This window comes from Halalkalibacter alkaliphilus (genome assembly GCF_023555415.1).
GTDB classification, from domain to species: Bacteria; Bacillota; Bacilli; order Bacillales; family Bacillaceae_D; genus Halalkalibacter; species Halalkalibacter alkaliphilus.
This window is the reverse complement of the sequence record NZ_JAKRYL010000002.1, coordinates 135,209-157,185: the sequence shown is the minus strand read 5'-3', so window position 1 is coordinate 157,185 and position 21,977 is coordinate 135,209. Positions and strand designations below refer to the sequence as shown.

Below are 21,977 nucleotides of genomic sequence, written 5' to 3'. Positions count from 1 at the left end.
ACCTAATCCTCTCCTTAAAACGACTTACGATTGATCGAGCCAGCTAAAACCAGGATATGATTCAGCGTTTGCTCTTTTTTGTTCTTGTTTAGGCGAATGCTGATATTTGCGAAATTTTTCCCCATGTGCGCGAGCCTGTTCAATGGTTTTCACACCATTTCGCTTCCATTCAAAAAGAATGCGGTCAATATACCGAAAGTTTAATTTGCCAGACACTACCGCTTCTCGTAATGCTGCAGTAATTAGCTCCGTTGTATGTCTATCTTGATCTAACCACATCCCAAGTGTTTCTGCTTCAATAGGTGACAGGGGTCTGCAGAATTCTTCTTCAAAACGTTTATATAAAAGTCCTTCTTCGCTTTCTTTTTGTTGTTCTTCGAAATCTACTTCTTCTCCTTTTAACAACTGGATTAAGCGAACCCATAACGGTTCAAGTGTATAATATTCAAATAGGATTCCTTGCTCATCCCATTTTTTATCTAACGTTAAAAAACCTTTTCGTATTAATTGACCTAACATATCTGCACAATCATTCATCGACAGCGTCATACGCTCACTAAGAAGCTCAGGCGTCGGGAAGCCATCTCCATCCTCAATACAAGATTGGACATGTAACAAAGCCACTAGTTCACTTTCTTTTAAACCTAATTCGGAATAATGCTTAAGAAGCAAAGTAGGAATGGATAGCTGTCTTTGGGTTGTCCATTTCAAAAGTAAATTATGATCCATTTCAAAACACCTCATCCATTATTATAACATGATAGCATCAACTAGTCGTTTCCTTTTCCTTACACAATCAAAACCACGATTAGGCAAATCAGGGGTTATCCCAAAAGGTATAATATTGACCTTTTGGGATAACCCCTACATACATTTAGTCCATTAAGAATTACGGATACAAACGATTTAACAATCGAGGGAAAGGAATGGTTTCACGCACATGTTCTACTCCTGAAATCCATGCAACCGTTCTCTCAAGTCCTAATCCAAACCCTGAATGCGGTACGGAACCATATTTACGTAAATCAAGGTACCATTGATACGCATCCATTGAAAGATTATGAGCCACCAGATTACGTTTTAATAAGTCATAATCATGAATACGCTCAGAACCCCCAATAATTTCACCATACCCTTCTGGTGCAATTAAGTCAGCACACAACACTACATCTTCTCTATTAGGATCAGGCTGCATATAAAATGGTTTTAACGATGTAGGGTAATGAGTAATGAAAACTGGTTTCTCATAATGCTCTGCAATCGCCGTTTCATGTGGTGAACCGAAATCATCTCCCCACTTTATATCATCGAAGCCTTTCTCTTGCAAAAACGTAATCGCTTCATCATAAGTTATACGCGGAAACGGAGCTTTAATCGCTTCAAGTTTAGATAAATCTCGACCAAGGGTTTTCAGTTCCAACTGACACGACTTTAAAACAGATTGAACAACGTACGCTACGTATTGTTCCTGAATTTCTAGGTTTTCATGAAATTCAACAAATGCCATCTCTGGCTCAATCATCCAAAATTCAATTAAATGACGACGTGTTTTTGATTTTTCGGCACGGAATGTTGGTCCAAAAGAAAACACACGTCCCATTGCCATCGCAGCAGCTTCCATATAAAGCTGTCCGCTTTGAGAAAGATAAGCATCTTCATCGAAATACTTTGTTGCAAACAACTCAGATGTTCCCTCAGGAGCACTTCCAGTTAAAATTGGAGGATCTATTTTCACAAAATCATTCTCATTGAAAAATTCATATGTTGAACGAATGATTTCGTTTCTAATTTTCATTACAGCATGCTGACGCTTAGAGCGTAACCATAGATGACGATGATCCATCAGAAACTCAGTACCATGTTCTTTTGGTGTAATTGGATAATCTGTCGCTTCATGTAATACTTCTATTTTAGTTACGGTTAATTCATATCCGGATGGAGCTCGATCGTCTGCACGCACAACTCCAGTAACATATAATGAACTTTCTTGCGTTAGGTTCTTTGCTTTTTGGAATATTTCTTCCTCTACGTCCGCTTTTACAACGACTCCTTGAATGAAGCCAGTCCCATCACGCAACTGTAAAAAAGCAATCTTACCACTTGAACGCTTACTAGCAAGCCAAGCGCCAATTGTAACTTGTTGCTCGACAAATTGACCGACTTTTGCAATTGTTGTTTTCACATTCATACCTCCTACTATGTATACCAATCTTCATTATACCCTTGTGTAAAATTTCAAGTCAACGATCCATGAATGAAACGTGCGAAAAACAAAAATTCAAATTATTCGCTGAAAACATAAGAAACAGGCGTAGCAAAGGAGGCCAGGTCCTCCCCGTGGAAAGCGAAAGGCCACTGAAAAAGGTCAAAACCGTACCTTTTTCAGTGGCCTCGAAAGCGAGTGGCTGGAGCTCAAGTGGAACGAACATGTGGAGAACTCGTACCCCATAAAAACAACAAAGTATACGAAAACAGCCTTAAGCCTTAACTAAAGAAGCAAGAAAGCATAATTAAAATAAGAAAAAGCCGCATGGCGCGGCTTTTTCTTATTTTGTATGATTACGTACAAATCGTTCGATACGTGTCAATGCTTCTTCTAATAAATCAAAAGATGTTGCATAAGATAAACGAACATTATCTGGTGCACCAAAACCTGAACCAGGTACTAGTGCTACTTTTTCTTCCTCTAAGATCGCCTCAACCCACGAATCAACATCAGCAAAACCATTTAATTTCACAGCTTCGCTTACGTTTGGAAAAAGATAAAATGCTCCTTTTGGTTTAACGCAAGACACACCTGGGATTGCGACTAGCTTTTCAAACACTCCATTTAAACGTTCTTCAAACGCTTGTCTCATGGTCTCAACTGAACCGTCATCCTCTGTGTACGCAGCAATCGTACCATACTGTGCATTTGTTGTAGGATTTGACGTACTATGACTAGCTAGGTTGGTCATAGCTTTAATAACTTCAGCGTTTCCTGCAGCATATCCGATTCTCCAACCAGTCATTGAGTGAGACTTAGATACTCCATTAACAACAATCGTCTGTTCTTTTAATTCATTTGAAAGCTGAGCAATAGATGTATGTGTTGCCGTACCATATACAAGTTTCTCATAAATTTCATCAGAAACAATTAATACATTATGTTTTACACAAACGTCTCCAAGCTTACGAAGCTCATCCTCTGAATACATAGAACCCGTTGGATTACTAGGTGAATTTAAAATGAATGCCTTTGTTTTCTCTGTAATCGCTTGCTCTAGTTGTTCTGACGTGACTTTAAATTCATTGCTTTCAAGTCCTTCAATATATACCGGGCTTCCTCCAGCAAGCTTTACTTGTTCAGGGTAGCTCACCCAATAAGGTGTGGGGATAATTACTTCATCCCCCTCATCTAAAATCGCTTGAAATAATGTGTAAAGTACATGTTTTGCACCAGAACCAACGAGGATTTCTGCTGGCTTATACGTGATTTGTTGATCCTGCTCAAATTTACCAATGATTGCTTCTTTTAGCTTTGGTAGCCCTGCAGAAGGAGTATACTTAGTATGTCCCTCCTCCATAGAACGAACAGCAGCATCAATTATGTATTGAGGTGTATTAAAATCTGGCTCGCCTGCTCCTAGCCCAATGACGTCATGTCCTTGTTCTTTTAATTCCTTTGCTTTTGCTGTAATCGCTAACGTTGATGAAGGTGTTAATGTCGAAACTCTTTTCGCTAATCTCATATGTATGTCCCTCCCAAGTAATATACTATACACTATAAATTGTCCAGAGCCATCATTCAAGTATGAAATTGTTAATCTGTTCGTAATAAATATCTTTTCATGAACGTTCCTTTTTCAAACGTCACATAATAATAACCTTTTCGGTTCTCATCATTGATGTACGTAATTTCGTATACAGGTAACTCTCTTTCATATCCTAACTTAGCCGTTCGGATACGTGACACTTCTTCATTTCGCTCTACAATGGCAACAGCCTCTTCTCTTGTTATGCCGTCACTTGCTTTTTCTACATGATGAAAGTCATATTCAGCAGACACCCATACAATTGTTTCTTCATCCTTTTCATCTAATCCGGTAAAGACATAAAAGGCATCCGTTCCATGATAGTAAGTGACAGTCAATACAGTTTTGAGTAACGATTGTCCCACGACATAATTTTCTGCTTGTGCATAATTATGTCTGAGAGGTTCACGAATCGATTGATATGCATACACACTAAGTCCAGTTAATGATAAGACAATAATAATAACAATAAGAATCATCCATTTTTTCATATATATCTCCTGTTACGTACGATAAATCGAAAATACCATTGTGTCGTTATCCTTATCATCCAGTGCTAAGCCGAATAATAAGTCCTGTTCTTTTAATGTACGATTTAGTGCATTAACAATTTTATACGTGTCTTGTGCTTTTTTTACTCGTGTCGTTGATAAAACAACCATTTTTTGTCTCATGTTTTCTCCTCCAAATATATATTAGTTCCTTCCTTGATGCACAAGTTTTGCTAAACATAGTAATAAGGGTTAAGGTGATACTAAAAGTACGCCAAGCAAAGGGGGGCGTAACTAGTGTCTAACAATGAGCAATCGATGGCAACACGCTATCAAAAAGAAAAGGAAGAAGTGGCTCTGCTTAGTCGAAAAGGCTTGAAATGGCATCAAGTTTTTCCGATTTCAATCAGACAAACGTTATTTCCTTCAATGTTTCAGAAGGATCATAATTAAACTGTAATACAACCAACCAAAATAACTGCCTGCTCACACCTCAAAATGTTCTGCACAAATGCCTCGTGCAGAACATTTCACTTTTCCCTTAACAAATCATTCCTCTGACGAAATCATTATACCATTAGCAATAACCTTCGAAAACCATTGCTTCAATCACCCTTTAAAATGAACGGTTACAAGCTCATAATCATTCTGATTTACTTTTATAATAACAGCTCCATTTTGTTTCAATCGATACGTATCGATCCACGTTTCCTGCAACCGTTCTAACAACTGTGCACTGACTTCTCGATTTTCTCTCGTAAACAAAACAGCTACTTGTGGGTCTATTTCATTTAAAAACCGCTGGCTCGTTCCATTATTTGTACCAAATTCGGCAACTTTTAATACTGAAACAGGAGACAGCTCATCATTCATCCATACTCTCTCTATGTCTTCGTTTGCTTCAGATGAAAAGAAAAATTGATGTTCTTCATGAATAGTAACAATAAACGAAAGCGTAGGCATGATTGTAGAAGGGCTCGGCAAAACCTTCACGGTAACATGTTCGGCAAGTTCCTTTGTTGTATCGTCGGACCAACCGACAATCCGAACATCAAGTTTCTCATATTGCGTATTTGCCTGGTCCAACCCTTCTTCAGGTACGATTAACGTTTTCGCTCCCAAACGTGTTACAATTTCTTCTACATTCCCACTATATTCTTTTTCAAACCTCGGCAAGATAATGGTATCAATGGATGTTACATTTAACTTCTTCAGCCGGAAAAATAACGATTCTTCAGAGTCTTCTTCACCTGTGCCAATGAGAACTGATTCCTCATTTGGTAATTCTAAATATGTTGACTCCCCATTTGGAAGATCCAAAAATACAAAGCCAACATCCTTTTCTTCTAGCTGTAGATCTAGCTCCATTTCTTCTTGTCCATCTGAATTACTAACCATCCGAACTTCCAATCCTAATAAACCAGCTAATATGCCCACACAAAGAAGTCCGATAAGAATTTTACGCATCTCGCCTTAAACCCTCCATTAATTTTTAATCGATGGCAGCCTTACATATAATCTTGAAATTGTTCAAGTAGATCTTCTAGCTTCCCTTCGTGTACGGGTACATTGGGCAAGGATCGAATAAATTGTTTTCCATATCGTGTCGTAGAAATGCGCCGATCTAATATGAACACACAACCACGATCTTGTGTCGTTCTTATTAATCTGCCAAACCCTTGTTTAAACCGAATAATTGCTTGAGGCAAAGAAATTTCCATGAAAGGATTTCTTCCTTCTTCTTTCGCTTTTTCGTATTGGGCCTGAAGCAATGGCTGGTCAGGGGGGGAAAAGGGCAAACGAACAATAACTAAATTTCGAAGCTCCTCTCCTGGTAAATCAATCCCTTCCCAGAAGCTACTTGTGCCAAAGAGAATAGCTTGATTTGTTTGTTTGAACATTTTCATCAGCTTTGCTCTACTCCCGCTTGTCACTCCTTGACCTATTAACTGAAATGTAGAAAACTCATTAAACTTCTTTACATGATAATATACTTGTTTCAGCATCTCATAGGACGTAAAAAGGACTAACATTTTTCCACTTGATGCTTCCATCATTCTCCATAATTTAATGGACACTTCTATGGCAAAATCTTCATCCGATACTTCTTTAATTGCAGGAATATCACTAGGCAAAAGCACTCTAACTTGATCCATATACGAAAAGGGAGAAGGGATGACACATCGTGCTACACCAAAATCAGTTAACCCTAATCTCTTTTCTTGGTAATCAAATGAACCATTTATAGAAAGTGTCGCTGAAGTCATAACTACACTTTTTTTCTTAGCAAAGAAACGATCCGCTAAAATTTCTGACACATCAATAGGTTTGCTATATAAAAAAGTCGCATTTTTCGCACCTCTTGGCTCTACCTCTACCCAGTACACCATGTTTGGGTCATATTCAAGCAGTAATTCGTATAACGTTTGTTCTTCCTCATACACCTGATCTATTAATCCTTCGACATCAGCAATAAGACTGCGGTCTTTGTAAGTCATATCATCCTTCTTATCAGAGAATGGTTTAACCCAATTTTGCAGTTCAGCTATGCAATCCTTTGTCTGCATATGAACACGCATTGCACACTCAAGAATTGCTTGCCATGTTGAACTAGATTCCAAATAGCTCGCATATCGGTAACGGAGTCGACCTACATCAGTTGCACTTGCTTGGTTTTTTGATAAGACATACCCATGCAACATACGAAATAATTCATCAACTTCATCCTTTAATTTTTGGACTAATTCTAAACTAGTATCAGATGTTCCAACACCTTGAATTTGGTATTCGTGGATAAGGCGATATAGCTGTTCTAGCATACCATCCTCTTGACTTAACCCTAGTCGTTGAAATAGGTAAGAAAACGAGACAAAATCTGCTTTTGCGCCTAAATGGTCACTTGCTGTTTCTTCTAAGTGATGCGCTTCATCTAAAATCGCATATGAATATGTTGGCAGCAACCGTTGTTCATGGACTAGATCTGTACATAAAAGGGCATGATTCGTTATCACGATGTCTGAAGATTGAGCACGTTTTCTCGCTCGATGATAAAAGCAACGTGAGAACCACGGGCTATAGCGGCCAAGGTCTGAAGCTGCATCACTTTGTACTTCATACCAGAAGCCTTTCCCTCCTGAAGGAAGGTTTAATTCTTCCATATCTCCATGCTCTGTCTCTGTTAACCAAATTAAAAGCAACGCCTTTGTCAAAAGCACATCATAACTATCTTCATGAATATGCAATAACGATTGCTCAAATTTACGCAAGCATAAATAATGACTTCTTCCTTTCAGCAATGAAACACGTACGGAAAAGGGGAGAAGATGATTGAGTAAAGGCAAGTCTCTTGATAGTAACTGCTCTTGTAGTGGGATCGTTTGAGTACTCACAATAACAGGCTCATTTTTTGTATAGGCAAAAAAAGCTGCTGGAAGTAAGTACCCTAATGACTTACCCGTCCCCGTTCCCGCTTCGATCATTTTATGTTCATTATGTTGAAATGCCTCATCTACTTCCATCATCATTTTTTGTTGCCCAGGTCTTAACTCGTAATTTGTAAAAGCCGTTTGCATCTTTCCATCTTCATCATATAACGTTTGCAAATAATCATTGAAAAAAGGTTGAATCCCTTTTTCTTTTAATTCAGGTTCATCCTTAATTTTCTTTAAAGCGATTTGACGGTAACAATCATATTGCTCATCATCCGTTATCCCTTGAGTAAGCTTCTTGTGAATGATTGATTGTAGCATAGGTTCTAGATCACTTTTAAATCTTCTTGAAAGTGGTGCCAATTGTTGTAGTGTTAACACTGGCAGTTGATTTAATTTATGTAATAATGACAAAAAAAGAGTCGATGTTACTTCTGCATCACTATCTGCTTGATGTGGCCTGTCATGAGAGAAACCAAGGTGCTCAGCTAGCTGACCTAATTTGTAGCTTTCCTGCTTTGGTAGTAATACTCTTGCTAATTCAACTGTATCGAAAACAGGCATATCGGGAAGTTGATAGCCTTCTAATTCCATTTGGTTCTTTAAAAAAGCTTGGTCAAAATCAACATTGTGGGCAACAAAGCTGCTATTTGTAAATAACGGAAGTAACTCAGGAATAATTTCACGAAAAGAAGGGGCATTTTCTACTAAATCATCAGAAATGCCCGTTAACTCTTCAATAAATGGGGGGATAGTTTGCCCAGGATTAACAAAAGAGGCAAATGTTTCAACTATTTCCCCCTCTTCTATAACTACCGCCCCAATTTGAATAATCCGGTCCCCTTTTCCTACAGAGTGGCCCGTCGTTTCAACATCAACCACAACATAACGTTCGTTCATAGTACACCTCGTTCTATAAAAACCCTAATCAACAAGTTGCAGTTCCGAAATTTCGGGCCAACTTTTTTGCAGCCAATTAAGCGAGTAAGTAATGTTTTTATTATTTGGGTCTAAACGCATTGCTTCATGAAATATTCTTAATGCATTGGTTTTATCGTCTAATAATGCATAATTCCATGCTAGACCATGTAAAACGTTTACTGAACCTAAATGCTTTTCTTGCACCCGTTTGTAACAATGGATAGCAGCTTGATGATAGCCATGCCATTCACAAACGTATGCAAGAGCAAGCAAGGACTCTTCAGAATCCAAAAGTGAAATGCTCGTTGTCCAAGACGTCCAGGCTTCATCTAGGTTCCCATCTTGCCACTGACAACACCCTAAAAAAAAGAATGCTTCTCCATCATCAGGAACTTGTTTAATATAGGATAAGAAATATTGTTTTGCTATATGGAATACTTCATTAAAAAAGTAACAGATACCTAAATTATACACGACATCAAGAGATGAAGTAAGGTCATTTGCTTTCTCAAATGATACGATGGCATCATCTAGACGTTCTTCCCTCGTTTGAACGCAACCTAATCCTACATGTGCAAAGTGCTTAAGAGCAGGGTAAATACTTACTTGTATTATATATAAAAATGCTTCTTTTGCTTCTTCCAGTTGCTCTGAAAATAAGTATGCAAACCCTAAATAAAGCCGCCGCAACTCATCATTTGGTCCATTTCCTGACTCTTGTTTTAACGTACGGGCTGCCTGCTCAAACATCTCCAGTTCATAAAACGTTGTGCCTTTTGAAGTATAAGAAAAGGACGGCTCTCTTTCCTTTTTAGGATCTTTTAACTCATTTATCTTTTCATCAAGTTCTGTCCATTTATCTAATAGGGTTCCTGCTGTTTCTTCTAAATATTTTAAATGATTTTCTTGTTCTGCTTCAGACATGAATGTCCATTTTTTTTCTATGTTTTCATATATGGCATTCCAAGATGTAATCCAATCGTTCAAAAAAACCCCTCCTCTCGATGGTTATACTTAAAGTGTTTATCGAAGAGGAGGGGAATATTCGAATTATAAGACGGTAGAAGCTGGCTCCTTGTCTAACATTTGAACAATTTGATTGTTCTCATTCATAATTGCTACTTTTGGCTCGTGGTCCCTTACTTTCTCTTCTGCCACTTGTGCATAAGAAATGACAATAATGACATCTCCTTCATGAACAAGTCTTGCAGCAGCACCATTTAAACAAAATACATTGCTGCCTCGTGGACCTTTGATCACATATGTTTCAAATCTTTGCCCATTGTTATTATTTACAATTTGCACTTTTTCATTTTCTAAAATATCAACTGCATCCATGATGTCTTCATCAATCGTAATACTGCCTACATAATTTAAGTTTGATTCCGTTACACGTGCACGGTGAATTTTTGACTTCATCATCGTACGATACATTTACTTTTCCCCCTCCTGTATATCTACTATATAATTATCAATTAACCGAGCGTTCTTATAAAAGTAAGCAACAGCAAGGATTACTTTGCCACTAAGTTGTTCCGATTGTTCTAGACTTGGATAACGAAGGACATCTACATAATCAATCCTGCCAGATCCTGTTCCAAGGCGATTCTCTAGCTCAGCTAAAATGACAGAACGCCTTGTTTCACCAGAGAGGATCAAATTGGCTCCTTCCTTTAAAGCTTCATATAGGAACGGCGCTTCAGCTCTATCCTCATTCGTTAAATAAACATTTCTTGAACTTTTTGCTAATCCATCCTCTTCACGAACCGTTGGACATCCATGGATGTTTACAGGTACATTAAATGCTTCAACCATGTTCATAATAATAGCTAGTTGTTGCGCATCCTTTTGTCCAAAATAAGCCTCGTTCGGTTGTACAATTTGTAGTAACTTCATAACAACCGTTGCGACACCGTCAAAATGACCAGGTCGACTCGATCCACAAAGAACATCTACACCACTTGTAACATGAATGGACATTGGCATATTTGTAGGATACATTTCGTGAACAGACGGATAAAAAATAACATCTACCCCGGCTTTTTGGGCGATTTTTTCATCCCTTTGAAAATCCCTTGGATACCGATCCAAATCTTCATTTGGTCCAAACTGAAGCGGGTTTACAAAAATACTCAAAACAACAAAATCATGGTCTTTCCTTGCTGCTTCAATTAAACTCACATGACCTTCATGTAAGTAACCCATAGTTGGAACAAATCCGATCGAAAATCCCGTTTGTTTTGCAGCTATTACTTCATTCCGCACAGCTTTTATTGTCTCAACTACTTTCACTTGCTCACGCCTCCGTACAAACCCGAAAGCGCCTCTTCACTCATTGTAAAGGAATGCTCTTTAGCTGGAAATTTCTCTTCCTTAACTTCTTGCACATATGACTTTAATGCCTGCTCAATTATTGGTGATACATTCGCATAGCTCTTAACAAACTTAGGCACATGAACATCCCCATACCCAAGAATATCATGATAAACAAGAACTTGGCCGTCCGTATCAACACCGGCTCCGATCCCAATAATTGGAATATTACACTTTTCCGACAACATCTCACCTACTTGCTCCGGGACACACTCAACGACAATAGCAAACGCACCAGCCTCTTCTAACGCTTTAGCATCTGCTAGCAGTTTTCTAGCTGATTCAGGGTCTTTCCCTTGCACTTTATATCCACCTAATACACCTACCGATTGAGGAGTCAATCCTAAATGGCCCATTACAGGAACGCCTGCTTCTGTCAGTTTCGCAACTGTTTCAATGACTGGTCCTGCACCCTCAAGCTTAACGGCACTAGCACCACCTTCTTGGAGTATCCGTTTCGCATGGGCAAATGTATCCTGTAAACTAGCGTGATATGTCAAAAATGGCATATCTGTAACAATGAATGTATTTTGTGCTCCTCGTCTTGCCGCCTTCGTGTGAAGGACCATGTCGTCAATTGTTACTGGTACAGTTGAATCATAGCCAAGAACGACCATTCCAAGAGAATCGCCAACAAGGATCATATCCATTCCTGATTGTTCTACAAGACGTGCAGCTGGTGCATCATAGGCAGTCATCATCGTAATTTTTTCTTTCATTTGTTTCATCTTCATAAAACTAGCTGTTGTTTTCATATGTTTTCCTCCTTTTTTACGAGGAGGGCTTCATGACGTCAAATAAAAAAGGACTGATCCTCCAATCAAATACACAGTCATGTGTTAATCGACAGGAGGGCAGACCCTTTTTACGCATTCTAAAACAATTTGCATGACACAAACTGTTTGTTGACGTTATGTTATGAACCCCTCTGTCCTAGTCCTCATGGATCAAGGCAGACCCGTTATCATTGTATTTATCGGTGCAGTTCCTATTGGATACCGCCCATTCCTAAAAAAGTATAACAGATTTTTATTCTTGTTGGGAAACAATTTCAATATCAGCTGAATAAATTTTATGTTCTTGACCTTGTTCGTCCTCTAGAAGAAGAACACCGTCATTCGTTATTCCTTTAGCATAACCATAAATAACCTCACGCATCGTCCGGGCGTAAATATAGGTGCCTATACTGAGTGAATAAGCTTCCCACAGCGATCTTATTGTTGTAAATCCCTCTTTCAGATACAAATCATAAAGTTGCTCAAATTCATTTAGAACCGCTGAAATAACTTGAGCCCGATCGACTGATTCATCTTTCTCAATCGCTAAAGATGTCGCAAGCTCTCGTACCGCTGGATCGAAGTCATCTGACCGTTGATTAGCATTCATGCCAATACCAATAATGACCGAATGTACCCGATCAGGGTCTGCTTGCATTTCAGTTAATATCCCAACGAGCTTTCTCCCTTTTAAAAGGATATCGTTAGGCCACTTTATATCACACTGAATCCCCGTTATGTTTTTAATCGCTCGAACAACGGCAACAGCTGTTAACAAAGTCAGCTGTGGAGTTTTTTGCGGAGGTAAATCCGGACGCAGGATTATACTCATAGATACACTCGTGCCCTTTCTCGAATACCAATCACGACCAAGTCTCCCTTTTCCAGCTGTTTGTTCATTAGCAATAACGACATGGCCTTCGGTTGCACCTTCTTGTGCTAATTTATGCGCTGTATATTGAGTTGAGTTTGTCGTGTCAAAATAGGTTAATTCTTGTCCTAATCGTGTTGTGGATAACCCCACTTTAACTTCATGAGGGTGGATTCCATCACCTTTACTGACTAATCGATATCCTTTTCTAGGAGCTGATTCAAGTTGATAACCGTTCTTTCTAAGCTCATCAATATGTTTCCATATCGCCGTTCGTGAACAGCCTAATTGCTGACTAATCATTTCGCCAGAAACAAACTCTCCTTGATGCTCGGCAAATATTTTTAGAAGCTTTTCCTTCAAAGCTCATCCCTCCTCTCGAGTAAAGTGTTCAAAAGATCTTCCTTGTTATTACGATATTGACCAGTAACAACTAACTGTTCTGCTAGCGTAAGAGCTTCTTTCACCCAAGGTCCTTGTGGCTTTTCTAATGAATGGATAACATCTGCTCCAGTTATCGCAAGCTCTGATTTATGGCGAATCGGTAGTGCTTCCCACATTACTTGCAATTGATCAATAGACTCGCTCTCTTTGTTACCTAAAAGCCGTAACGTTTCAACATCCCTCGCTACTTGGATTGAAGCATAATAAAGATCTAGCCAACCCCAACGCTGATGGTTTCGTTTTTCATAATAAGTTAGTCGTTCACGTATCTTTTTTGATTGTTCGTTTGACAATGCAAGATTTCTCAAAAATGGTTCATCAACCTTATCTAAACAAAGACAAAATGCCGTTAGACAAAGTGTGTCTGAGGAATGTGTTAACGATCGAAATTGAGCTAATTGCTCTAATGCATGTTCTGTAAGCATTAGTCCTGGAATTGACTTGAACAACAGTGTCGTCTTTATCATTCGTAGAGCTTGATTACGATGTTTCCCTTTTAATAACTTGATCCATTCCTTCATAACTCGTTCAACAGCAACCTTTTTCAACAAGTCATGTTGAGCCGTAATGACAGACATTAGTTCATGATCTACATCAAACCCTAGCTCACTTACAAAACGAAAGACACGCAGCATTCTAAGTGGGTCTTCGGTCATGCGATCATATGGTTCAATTGACCTCAGAACATTATGTACCAAATCATTCTGTCCACCGACGAAATCAATCAGTTTGCCTTCATAGTCCATAGCCAAGCTATTTATCGTAAGGTCTCGGTACTTTACATCTTCGACTAATTTCTTTCCTCTAATCGTAGTCACTTCATAATGTTCGCCTCTATATTTGACGATCACTGTTTCGTGCAGATTGTTCATTCTATATGTTTTCAAAAAACAGGTAGACACCTCATAAGGAGTGGCTGTCGTAACAATATCAATATCAGCTAATTTACGGTCTAATAGTAAATCACGGACCGCACCGCCGACAATATAGGAGTCAAACCCTTTACCTTTTAATATATGTAGAACTTCTCGTGCTTTCTTCCATTCACTTGCCAAAGCGAATTCCTCATTTCCGAATTACTCATTTAGCAATATTTGTTGATAAAGCTTCTCATACCTTGAGACAATGATTCGAGAATGAAAAATGGTTTTCACTCTTTCTATCCCACGTAAAGAAAATGCTTCATAGCTTGCAGCATCTTGTAAAAGCGAAATCGCTTTATCAGCTACACAGTCTGTATCACCAATCTCGCAAAGATATCCTGTTTCACCATCTACTACTACTTCTGGGATTCCTCCTGTTCTTGTCCCTATAACAGGGACGCCACAAGCCATTGCTTCTAATGCAACCAGTCCAAAGCTCTCCTTCTCACTTAACAGCAACATAAGATCACTCATTGAAAGAAGCTCAGCAATATGCTTTTGATTACCTAAAAACAATACCTTCTCTTCTACTTGTAATTGTTTTGCTAACTGTCTAGCAACAGCAAGTTCAGGGCCGTTCCCTATTAACAACAGCTTTGATTTTACTTTAGCAGATATCTTTGCAAAACTTTTAATCACATCTGACACTCGTTTAACTGGTCGAAAATTAGAAATATGAATTAAGATCTTTTCATCCTCTTGAAGTCGGTAATGCTCCTTTAAGTCAGCAACCTCTCGTTTCATATAGACACGTTCATCAATAAAATTATAAACTGTCTCAATCGGTTTATCCGTTGAAACAAGTTCCCGGGTCTGCTGCACTAAATCATCAGACACAGCTGTGACTAGATCTGACTTTTCAATCCCAAATTTTATAATGTCTTTTAAAGATGGATCGTAACCAAGTACAGTTATATCCGTTCCATGTAGAGTTGTCATAATTTTCACATCATGATCAACCATTTGCTTTGCTAAAATCGCACAGATCGCATGCGGTACAGCATAATGGACGTGGATAATATCTAGTTTTTGTCGTTTTACCACTTCAGCCATTTTGCTAGCAAGTGTTAAATCATACGGTGGATATTGGAAAACAGAGTATTGATTCACTTCGACTTCATGATAGTATATGTTTGGGTATACACGATCTAAGCGAAACGGAACACTAGAAGTAATGAAATGAACTTCATGACCTCGTTCTGCGAGTAGTTTTCCAAGTTCAGTTGCAATAACCCCAGACCCACCAACCGTTGGGTAACAACTGATTCCTATTTTAAGACTCATAAATGCCGTTCCTTCCTTCAAGTAAGTTCGAAATGACTATCGGTTTCGTTGTTTTAAACCCTTCTGCATAAGTAACCCCAGCTTCTTTTCCGAATAAACGGTCTCTTGCTTCAACAACAGGTATGTATCCATTCGTTAACGGAGTCTCTACAGAATCGGACGTTTTGGTAAATTGACTTTTATATGCTTGTAGCGCTTGCATTTTTGTTTCGAAAAATTGAGAGACATCTACGACAAAATCAGGGTGCTCATATCCATTAATAAAATAAAAAAACACATCATCAGGACGAAAGGCATCTAATTTATTATCTTTACACTTATATCGCTTGATTCCCGCATTAAAGACAGCCTCTTTTACAATATCCGTACAGGCACCATGGTCTGGATGGCGATCCACATGATAAGGAGTAAACACAATTGACGGCCTATACTTACGGATGACAGATACAATATCGGAAAGTTGGTCTTCGGTAACGTTTCTCAAACCTCGATCGCTTAGAGTAAGTTGTATGCGGTTAGTAAGGTTTAAAATGTTCCCTGCAGCCTTTGCCTCTTCTTGCCTTTGCTCAACCGTCCCATTTGATGAATACTCGGCCTTTGTTAAGTCACAAATACCTACACGATAGCCCTCGCTTGCATATTTAGCTAAAGTTGCACCCATCCCGATTTCAACATCATCGGGATGGGCACCAAAGGCAAGAATATCTAACCTATCCATTATATTCATCCTTATCCGCTTCGCGCCAAGCAAAGTCCCCACGGTCTAAACCTTTAATAAGAACTTCAGCTGTACCGATATTGGTTGCAAGCGGAACATTTCGAACATCACATAAACGAATTAAAGCCGTTACATCTGGCTCATGGGGCTGTGCTGTTAATGGATCACGGAAAAACAAAATCAAATCAAACTTATTCTCTGCTACAAGAGCTCCTATTTGCTGGTCTCCTCCAAGAGGCCCCGATTTAAAACGTGTAACAGATAATTCAGTTGCTTCCATAATACGAGTCCCCGTTGTGCCAGTACCAAACAATTCATGTTTAGCTAAAATATGCTCATATGCAGTTGCAAATTGAACCATTTCTTCTTTTTTCTTGTCATGGGCTATAAGTGCAATTCTCATCCGTATTTCTCCCCTTTTACGTAATTAGATTGTTATTCAATAATATGTTCTAATCCATAGACTAACGTATCAATTTGAAGGACAGCATCAACAGCTAATTTTACCCCTGGCATAAATGATGCACGGTCAATGGAGTCATGACGAATGGTTAACGTTTGACCAACACCTCCAAAGATCACTTCTTGATGAGCGACAAGTCCAGGCAAACGGACACTATGAATTCTCATTCCCTCAAAATCTGCCCCGCGTGCACCAGCCAATTCTTCTGTTTCATCTGGATGACCTTGAGCTTTTTGCTCCCTCGCTTCTGAAATAAGTTGAGCTGTTTTGACAGCAGTTCCTGAGGGAGCATCTAATTTACGGTCATGATGACGTTCTATGATTTCTACATCTGGCAAATATTTTGCTGCCATTTGTGAAAATTTCATCATTAAAATTGCGCCAATTGCAAAGTTAGGTGCAATGATAGCACCGATTCCCTTATCCTCAGCAGTCGTTCTAAGCTCAGTTATGTCCTCTTCTGTAAAACCTGTTGTTCCAACTACAGGGCGGACACCATTTTCAAAAGCGATTTGCATATGTTTTTTCCCAAACGCAGGAGCAGTTAAATCAATGAGGACATCTATTTCATTTTCTTCAAAGCATTGCTGCATATCTGTGTAGATAGGTACATCAATCCCGTGAAACCCATCTAATTCGCTTAGCTTCAATCCATCGTGTTTTGAATCTACAGCAGCAATAAGTGTAAATTCTTCTGTATTTGTAACCATTTTTACTGCTTCTTTTCCCATGTTCCCCCGCGGCCCCGCGACGACAATCTTAACTTTACTCACTTGAAACACCTTCTTCTTCTATTCTTGTCCAACGATCTTTATCACGTGATTCAAATTTATTCATTACGAGATCAAAAGCTTCTTCTAAATCAATATGTAATGAATTAGCAAAACAGATTAAGACGAACAGAATATCCCCCATTTCTTGTTCCATAGTTCGGTCTTCTTCCGTTGTCTTTTTCGGTTTTTCTCCGTAGTAATGGTTCACTTCTCTTGCTAATTCCCCAACTTCTTCACTCATTCTAGCTAGCATAGCTAAAGGACTAAAATATCCTTCTTTAAATTGCCCTATGTACTGATCAACTTCGTCTTGCATTTGCTTCATTGACTTTTCATTCAACTAGACTTCACCTCACATCCTATCAATCCATGTTAGCGAATTGTTCCCAATTTGACAAATAAAAAACAATGATTTGCCGATAAATGCCAATTTTTATATAATATTCGTATTGTTCGGAGACGGCTGCCTTCAGCAAATGTCGATTATGTAAAACAGTAACCTCTTTGGGACACCCTAAACAGAAGAAGACCTTACTCCAACAATTGTATTTTATCATAAGGAGGACAAAATGACTTATAAGGTTCATATCAAAAATATACTTTTTATTTTATTAGGTTCATCTATCCTGTCTTTTGGTCTCGTTTATTTTAATATGGAAAACAATTTAGCTGATGGTGGATTTACCGGGATTACACTAATCCTCTACTTTATGTTTCTCGTTAATCCAGCCATATCAAACCTAGTTCTGAACATTCCTCTCTTTTTCATTGGTTGGAAAATCCTTGGAAAGGTAACCTTTGTTTATACGATTATCGGAACAGTAGGTGTTTCAATCTTTCTTGAAATCTTCCAACGTTACACTTTGATCAACATCCCATTGCATGATGATATGACACTTGCCGCTTTATTTGCCGGTGTCTTTATCGGTGTTGGCCTTGGTATTGTTTTTAAGTATGGAGGGACGACGGGTGGAGTTGATATTATTGCAAAATTAGGATTCAAATATATTGGCTGGAGCATGGGAAAAACGATGTTTATGTTTGACGCACTCGTTATTGCTACGTCTTTGATTTATTTAAATTATCGTGAAGCCATGTATACACTATTAGCTGTTTTCGTTGCAGCAAAAGTGATTGATTTTATCCAACAGGGTGCTTACTCTGCAAAAGCTTCCCATATTATATCTGATAAGGTTCCAGACATTGCCCAAGCGATAATGAATGAGATGGACCGTGGGGCAACGATCTTGAAAGGAAAAGGAAGTTTCACAGGGACAGACAAGGAGATTCTCTATTGTGTTGTTGGCAGAAACGAGCTAATTCGCTTGAAGACCTTAGTTGAACGAATTGATCCACATGCATTTGTTACAGTTAATGATGTACAAGACGTCATTGGAGAAGGGTTTACACTTGATGAAAATAAGAAACCACTACATCTATAGAAAAAAGGGCTGGCGCAAAAGTCCGGAGCGGGGGTGTCTCAAAAGGTCCAAAACAGACCTTTTGAGACACCCCCTATAGAAAAAAGCTTGGAGCACATGCTCCAAGCTTTTTAATCATCATTATTCATACCAATGTACATAAGGATGAATCGAACAAGTTCAAGTAATGCTACTAGAGCTCCGGCAACATATGTTAATGCTGCAGCATTTAATACTTTACGTGTATCACGCTCTTCGTCATTACGAATTACTCCGGTTGAGACAATTTGTTCCATCGCGCGGCTGGAAGCATTGAATTCAACTGGCAAAGTAACTAATTGGAATAACACAGCCGCAGCCATCGCAAAGATACCTAGCAGAATAAAGTTAGAAGCACCTAACAAGATCCCTGCCAAAATTAAAAAGAACGATGCATTTGAACCAAAGCTAGCTACAGGAACGAGGGCGTGACGAAAACGTAAAAACGCATAGTTTTCTGCATCTTGAATTGCGTGCCCGACTTCGTGAGCCGCTACTGCCGCACCTGCTACTGATGTTCCAAAATAGTTATCAGTAGATAAACGCACTACTTTTGAACGAGGGTCATAATGATCCGTTAACATCCCTTTTGTTTCTTCTACACGAACGTCATATAAACCGTTATCATCCAAAATTTTTCTTGCGACTTGCGCTCCTGTCATACCAGAAGAAGCATGAACTTGTGAGTACTTTTTGTACGCACCCTTCACTCTCATTTGTGCCCAAATTGGGATTATGAGAAGAAGAATAAAATAAACGATAAAACCCATCGAATGTACCACCTCTGTTGTAAGATCTTATCTAATATTTTAAATTGAACATCAAACAAAGTCAAACAAAAACCCTATCATTACAGTGTTTTCAAGCAGTTCTCACAATTTTGTCACAACCTTATTCTTTCACACGAACTTTTTGTTTCTCTGCTTTGTATTTTTTATAACCTACATATGATAGGGACATTGTAATCATCCCGCCAATGGTGAACATAACCCACCATAGGGACGGGTCTGCACTATCTTCTTTCACTCTATTATACAGATTCGTCCACTCCGCTTCCATTACTTCAATATGAGAGACCACCTTATCTTTATCTAGACTTTCCGATCTCATACGTTCGAGAAACGTTATTTGAGAATCAATTCTTTGCAACTCTTGCGGTTCAATATTTATGAATAAAGCTGGGCGAATCATATCGTAATGACGTAAAAATTCATTGAAGCGATGTTGATAAGCTTGGTTATCTCCGTCTTTAGCCGTTTCTTTCATAGTAGCTAACGATTGCATAACCGACTTTTCAGTGTGCAGCCAAAGTGGATGGTGCTCACTGGACAATGCATCAACAGCTAGACGAAAGGCTGTTACTTTATAGATTCTTTGATCTATAGACATATTTGTAGCTGTAACAGCTTCAACTGCTCCCTCAAACGAACCTGTAACTGTTCGTAACGCAGTCATTGTTATTCCTTCCTGTTGAAAATCAACGTCTAAGAAAGTAACTGAAAAATAATCCAACAATTGCTTAGCTTCTTCAAATTGTTCTCGTTTGACTAACTGAAGGATTTGGTCAGATGTGTGATTTAGCTCTTTCCATGTATGTAGCGATGTCGATTCATCTGCTTCAATACTCATTGGAAAACTTAAAACGAGTGCGGCAACCATTGCCATGATTACTTGACGCATGTTTGTCCCTCCTTCTTCTCATAACATCCTATGAAAGAATGGACAAGAGTAGACCAAGAAAGAGAGACAAACCCTCATTGAATTTCTAATTTTAATCGATTATTTCCGACGCTTAGTAAGTAAACAACCGCAATGGAAAAGATACTAAGCCAAAAGGTAAAGTACCCAATCAAGTCGATGTCAGGCATGAGCCGGGCTGACACCCATGGGTGCATCATAAAGACATAATCGATGATATCGTTATGTAGTGTCCATATGGCTGCGATAACAAGGTGAAGTGGCTTGATCCTAAAATAAGGGGCATATAATACTGCTTGTAACGCCATCCCCGCATGAGAAAAAATCAACATATAATTTTTCCAATCAAGCGTATCCCCTGCCCATCCTGCAGCAACATTCATAACAACCGCCCAAATACCATATTTAATAAGTGTTACTGCAGCTAACGCTTCAATAATCGGCCAATTTCTTCCCATTAAAAACGCCAATAAAACAAAAACAAAAAATAAACTTGCCGTTGGACTATCAGGAACAAATAACAAAAAATGTGATGGCGTCATTGCTAATTGACCCTGATACCATATATAGCCGTAAATGGTTCCAGGAACATTGATAAGCAACAACAATATGATCACCCATTTTTGACCAAATCGTTCAAGCAATTGTTTTCCCATAGCGTTCCTACCTTTTTATGTAAATTTTGATATAAGAAAAGCTGACTGTAGCAGTCAGCTTTTTCTTTTATTCATCTTCAGGTTGACCATGAGCTGCAATGTATTCAGCGAGAATTTCAAGCTCCTCGTCTGAACCTTCAAATAATCCAGCAGGCATCGAACCAATACCGTTAATAATAACATCCATTACTTCTTCAGCAGATTTTTCTGTATCTAAAAGTGATGGACCACCAGCTCCACCAGTCATCGTATCGCCATGACAACCAATACATGAAGCTTGAGCAGAGTAGATAGCATAACCTTCTACGTCTGTATTGATGTCGCCCTCTTCTACGATTGCGCCTTGCTCAGCAGCAGCTTCCCAATCATGTTGGTCAACTGACTCCCAAGTTAAGTAGAAGATAGAAATGAAACCAAGCATCATCATACTTGAAGCAATTGGGCGTCTAAACGGACGGCGCTCTTTTCCTGTATCTAACCAAGGAGCTAGTAAAAGTGCACCAAATGCAAGTCCTGGCATTACGATCGTACCGATGACATTAAAGTCACCTGATGCATATTGATATTTAAGTAACTGATACAAGAATAAGAAATACCAGTCAGGTAATGGAATATATCCAGCGTCAGTAGGGTCAGCCATACGCTCAAGCGGTGCTGGGTGAGCAACCGTAATGAGAAGGTAACCCATTAAAAATACCGCACCAACCATCCACTCTTTCAGTAGGAAGTTCGGCCAGAACGCTTCTGTCTTACCTGGATATTCCGAGTAATCCTTTGGAATATTGGGTTTGCGATTGTTTGCCTTGACACGAGAGTCACCGACAAACTTCATCCCTTTACCACGTTCCATCTCGTTCCCTCCTTTTCAATTGTTAGCTTTTTAAGCATAGTAGTAAGTTAGTAA

General features: G+C 38.9%; 24 protein-coding genes. 2 read left to right on the top strand and 22 right to left on the bottom strand.

What is annotated here, in order from left to right:
• Positions 1-24: 24 nt before the first annotated feature.
• The 5 genes from MF646_RS02340 to MF646_RS02320 form a co-directional block, all read right to left on the bottom strand.
• The gene (locus MF646_RS02340) at positions 25-729 is read right to left on the bottom strand and encodes a DnaD domain-containing protein (RefSeq protein ID WP_250094883.1); all 705 of its coding nucleotides are present in this window, start codon (positions 727-729) and stop codon (positions 25-27) included.
• A 160-nt stretch (positions 730-889) separates the two neighbouring features.
• The gene (gene asnS / locus MF646_RS02335; RefSeq protein WP_250094882.1) at positions 890-2,182 is read right to left on the bottom strand and encodes an asparagine--tRNA ligase; all 1,293 of its coding nucleotides are present in this window, start codon (positions 2,180-2,182) and stop codon (positions 890-892) included.
• Between the two features lie 364 nt (positions 2,183-2,546).
• Positions 2,547-3,731, bottom strand: a complete 1,185-nt coding sequence (locus tag MF646_RS02330; protein WP_250094881.1) for a pyridoxal phosphate-dependent aminotransferase — start codon at positions 3,729-3,731, stop codon at positions 2,547-2,549.
• A gap of 71 nt (positions 3,732-3,802) precedes the next feature.
• Positions 3,803-4,285, bottom strand: a complete 483-nt coding sequence (locus MF646_RS02325; protein ID WP_250094880.1) for a cell wall elongation regulator TseB-like domain-containing protein — start codon at positions 4,283-4,285, stop codon at positions 3,803-3,805.
• Between the two features lie 12 nt (positions 4,286-4,297).
• On the bottom strand, positions 4,298-4,468 hold the full coding sequence (locus MF646_RS02320; protein WP_250094879.1) for a YpmA family protein: 171 nt from the start codon (positions 4,466-4,468) through the stop codon (positions 4,298-4,300).
• A 114-nt stretch (positions 4,469-4,582) separates the two neighbouring features.
• On the opposite strand from MF646_RS02320, the gene MF646_RS02315 reads away from it, so the two are divergent.
• On the top strand, positions 4,583-4,738 hold the full coding sequence (locus MF646_RS02315) for a hypothetical protein (protein ID WP_250094878.1): 156 nt from the start codon (positions 4,583-4,585) through the stop codon (positions 4,736-4,738).
• Between the two features lie 156 nt (positions 4,739-4,894).
• On the opposite strand, the gene MF646_RS02310 is transcribed toward MF646_RS02315, so the two are convergent.
• The 13 genes from MF646_RS02310 to MF646_RS02250 all read right to left on the bottom strand — a co-directional run bounded on the left by MF646_RS02310 (position 4,895) and on the right by MF646_RS02250 (position 17,584).
• Positions 4,895-5,752, bottom strand: a complete 858-nt coding sequence (locus MF646_RS02310) for a ComEC/Rec2 family competence protein (RefSeq protein ID WP_250094877.1) — start codon at positions 5,750-5,752, stop codon at positions 4,895-4,897.
• A 41-nt stretch (positions 5,753-5,793) separates the two neighbouring features.
• On the bottom strand, positions 5,794-8,613 hold the full coding sequence (dinG, locus tag MF646_RS02305) for an ATP-dependent DNA helicase DinG (RefSeq protein WP_250094876.1): 2,820 nt from the start codon (positions 8,611-8,613) through the stop codon (positions 5,794-5,796).
• A 24-nt stretch (positions 8,614-8,637) separates the two neighbouring features.
• Positions 8,638-9,621 carry a tetratricopeptide repeat protein gene (locus MF646_RS02300; RefSeq protein ID WP_250094875.1) on the bottom strand — a complete coding sequence of 328 codons (984 nt, stop codon included), beginning with the start codon at positions 9,619-9,621 and terminating at the stop codon, positions 8,638-8,640.
• Between the two features lie 63 nt (positions 9,622-9,684).
• Positions 9,685-10,068, bottom strand: coding sequence for an aspartate 1-decarboxylase (gene panD / locus MF646_RS02295; protein WP_250094874.1), 384 nt, complete (start codon positions 10,066-10,068; stop codon positions 9,685-9,687).
• Positions 10,069-10,926: a pantoate--beta-alanine ligase gene (panC, locus tag MF646_RS02290; protein WP_250094873.1), complete on the bottom strand. Its 858-nt coding sequence runs from the start codon at positions 10,924-10,926 to the stop codon at positions 10,069-10,071.
• On the bottom strand, positions 10,923-11,762 hold the full coding sequence (gene panB, locus MF646_RS02285) for a 3-methyl-2-oxobutanoate hydroxymethyltransferase (RefSeq protein ID WP_250094872.1): 840 nt from the start codon (positions 11,760-11,762) through the stop codon (positions 10,923-10,925). The genes panC and panB overlap by 4 nt, the downstream gene beginning before the upstream one ends.
• A gap of 274 nt (positions 11,763-12,036) precedes the next feature.
• Entirely contained in the window at positions 12,037-13,017 is a 981-nt protein-coding gene (locus MF646_RS02280) for a biotin--[acetyl-CoA-carboxylase] ligase (protein WP_250094871.1), read from the bottom strand.
• Positions 13,014-14,153 carry a CCA tRNA nucleotidyltransferase gene (locus MF646_RS02275; protein WP_250094870.1) on the bottom strand — a complete coding sequence of 380 codons (1,140 nt, stop codon included), beginning with the start codon at positions 14,151-14,153 and terminating at the stop codon, positions 13,014-13,016. Before MF646_RS02275 ends, MF646_RS02280 begins: the two co-directional genes overlap by 4 nt.
• A gap of 21 nt (positions 14,154-14,174) precedes the next feature.
• The gene (bshA, locus tag MF646_RS02270; protein ID WP_250094869.1) at positions 14,175-15,305 is read right to left on the bottom strand and encodes an N-acetyl-alpha-D-glucosaminyl L-malate synthase BshA; all 1,131 of its coding nucleotides are present in this window, start codon (positions 15,303-15,305) and stop codon (positions 14,175-14,177) included.
• Complete coding sequence (gene bshB1, locus MF646_RS02265; RefSeq protein WP_250094868.1) at positions 15,295-16,023, bottom strand: bacillithiol biosynthesis deacetylase BshB1; 729 nt, start codon at positions 16,021-16,023, stop codon at positions 15,295-15,297. Before bshB1 ends, bshA begins: the two co-directional genes overlap by 11 nt.
• The gene (locus tag MF646_RS02260) at positions 16,016-16,426 is read right to left on the bottom strand and encodes a methylglyoxal synthase (RefSeq protein ID WP_250094867.1); all 411 of its coding nucleotides are present in this window, start codon (positions 16,424-16,426) and stop codon (positions 16,016-16,018) included. The genes bshB1 and MF646_RS02260 overlap by 8 nt, the downstream gene beginning before the upstream one ends.
• A 32-nt stretch (positions 16,427-16,458) precedes the next feature.
• Positions 16,459-17,259, bottom strand: coding sequence for a 4-hydroxy-tetrahydrodipicolinate reductase (gene dapB, locus MF646_RS02255; protein WP_250094866.1), 801 nt, complete (start codon positions 17,257-17,259; stop codon positions 16,459-16,461).
• A complete protein-coding gene (locus MF646_RS02250; RefSeq protein WP_420842474.1) occupies positions 17,252-17,584 on the bottom strand; it encodes a nucleotide pyrophosphohydrolase in 333 nt (110 codons plus the stop codon). Before MF646_RS02250 ends, dapB begins: the two co-directional genes overlap by 8 nt.
• 244 nt (positions 17,585-17,828) lie before the next feature.
• Between MF646_RS02250 and MF646_RS02245 the strand changes: the two genes are divergently transcribed.
• Positions 17,829-18,701 (top strand): YitT family protein, encoded by an 873-nt coding sequence (locus tag MF646_RS02245; RefSeq protein ID WP_250094864.1) that lies wholly within the window; start codon positions 17,829-17,831, stop codon positions 18,699-18,701.
• Between the two features lie 110 nt (positions 18,702-18,811).
• On the opposite strand, the gene MF646_RS02240 is transcribed toward MF646_RS02245, so the two are convergent.
• The 4 genes from MF646_RS02240 to MF646_RS02225 all read right to left on the bottom strand — a co-directional run bounded on the left by MF646_RS02240 (position 18,812) and on the right by MF646_RS02225 (position 21,923).
• A complete protein-coding gene (locus tag MF646_RS02240; RefSeq protein WP_250094863.1) occupies positions 18,812-19,489 on the bottom strand; it encodes a zinc metallopeptidase in 678 nt (225 codons plus the stop codon).
• Positions 19,490-19,610: 121 nt separating this feature from the next.
• Positions 19,611-20,399, bottom strand: a complete 789-nt coding sequence (ypjB, locus tag MF646_RS02235; protein ID WP_250094862.1) for a sporulation protein YpjB — start codon at positions 20,397-20,399, stop codon at positions 19,611-19,613.
• 74 nt (positions 20,400-20,473) lie between these two features.
• A complete protein-coding gene (lhaT, locus tag MF646_RS02230) occupies positions 20,474-21,073 on the bottom strand; it encodes a lipoprotein heptaprenylglyceryl N-acetyltransferase LhaT (RefSeq protein WP_250094861.1) in 600 nt (199 codons plus the stop codon).
• A 67-nt stretch (positions 21,074-21,140) separates the two neighbouring features.
• Positions 21,141-21,923: a menaquinol-cytochrome c reductase cytochrome b/c subunit gene (locus MF646_RS02225; protein ID WP_250094860.1), complete on the bottom strand. Its 783-nt coding sequence runs from the start codon at positions 21,921-21,923 to the stop codon at positions 21,141-21,143.
• Between the last annotated feature and the right edge of the window lie 54 nt (positions 21,924-21,977).

Coding starts and splice junctions, on each gene's coding strand:
- MF646_RS02340 (WP_250094883.1), bottom strand. CDS start 729: ATGGATCATAATTTACTTTTGAAATGGACAACCCAAAGACAGCTATCC.
- MF646_RS02330 (WP_250094881.1), bottom strand. CDS start 3,731: ATGAGATTAGCGAAAAGAGTTTCGACATTAACACCTTCATCAACGTTA.
- MF646_RS02325 (WP_250094880.1), bottom strand. CDS start 4,285: ATGAAAAAATGGATGATTCTTATTGTTATTATTATTGTCTTATCATTA.
- MF646_RS02320 (WP_250094879.1), bottom strand. CDS start 4,468: ATGAGACAAAAAATGGTTGTTTTATCAACGACACGAGTAAAAAAAGCA.
- MF646_RS02310 (WP_250094877.1), bottom strand. CDS start 5,752: ATGCGTAAAATTCTTATCGGACTTCTTTGTGTGGGCATATTAGCTGGT.
- dinG (WP_250094876.1), bottom strand. CDS start 8,613: ATGAACGAACGTTATGTTGTGGTTGATGTTGAAACGACGGGCCACTCT.
- panD (WP_250094874.1), bottom strand. CDS start 10,068: ATGTATCGTACGATGATGAAGTCAAAAATTCACCGTGCACGTGTAACG.
- panB (WP_250094872.1), bottom strand. CDS start 11,762: ATGAAAACAACAGCTAGTTTTATGAAGATGAAACAAATGAAAGAAAAA.
- bshA (WP_250094869.1), bottom strand. CDS start 15,305: ATGAGTCTTAAAATAGGAATCAGTTGTTACCCAACGGTTGGTGGGTCT.
- bshB1 (WP_250094868.1), bottom strand. CDS start 16,023: ATGGATAGGTTAGATATTCTTGCCTTTGGTGCCCATCCCGATGATGTT.
- MF646_RS02260 (WP_250094867.1), bottom strand. CDS start 16,426: ATGAGAATTGCACTTATAGCCCATGACAAGAAAAAAGAAGAAATGGTT.
- MF646_RS02250 (WP_420842474.1), bottom strand. CDS start 17,584: ATGAAGCAAATGCAAGACGAAGTTGATCAGTACATAGGGCAATTTAAA.
- MF646_RS02245 (WP_250094864.1), top strand. CDS start 17,829: ATGACTTATAAGGTTCATATCAAAAATATACTTTTTATTTTATTAGGT.
- MF646_RS02240 (WP_250094863.1), bottom strand. CDS start 19,489: ATGGGTTTTATCGTTTATTTTATTCTTCTTCTCATAATCCCAATTTGG.
- ypjB (WP_250094862.1), bottom strand. CDS start 20,399: ATGCGTCAAGTAATCATGGCAATGGTTGCCGCACTCGTTTTAAGTTTT.
- lhaT (WP_250094861.1), bottom strand. CDS start 21,073: ATGGGAAAACAATTGCTTGAACGATTTGGTCAAAAATGGGTGATCATA.
- MF646_RS02225 (WP_250094860.1), bottom strand. CDS start 21,923: ATGGAACGTGGTAAAGGGATGAAGTTTGTCGGTGACTCTCGTGTCAAG.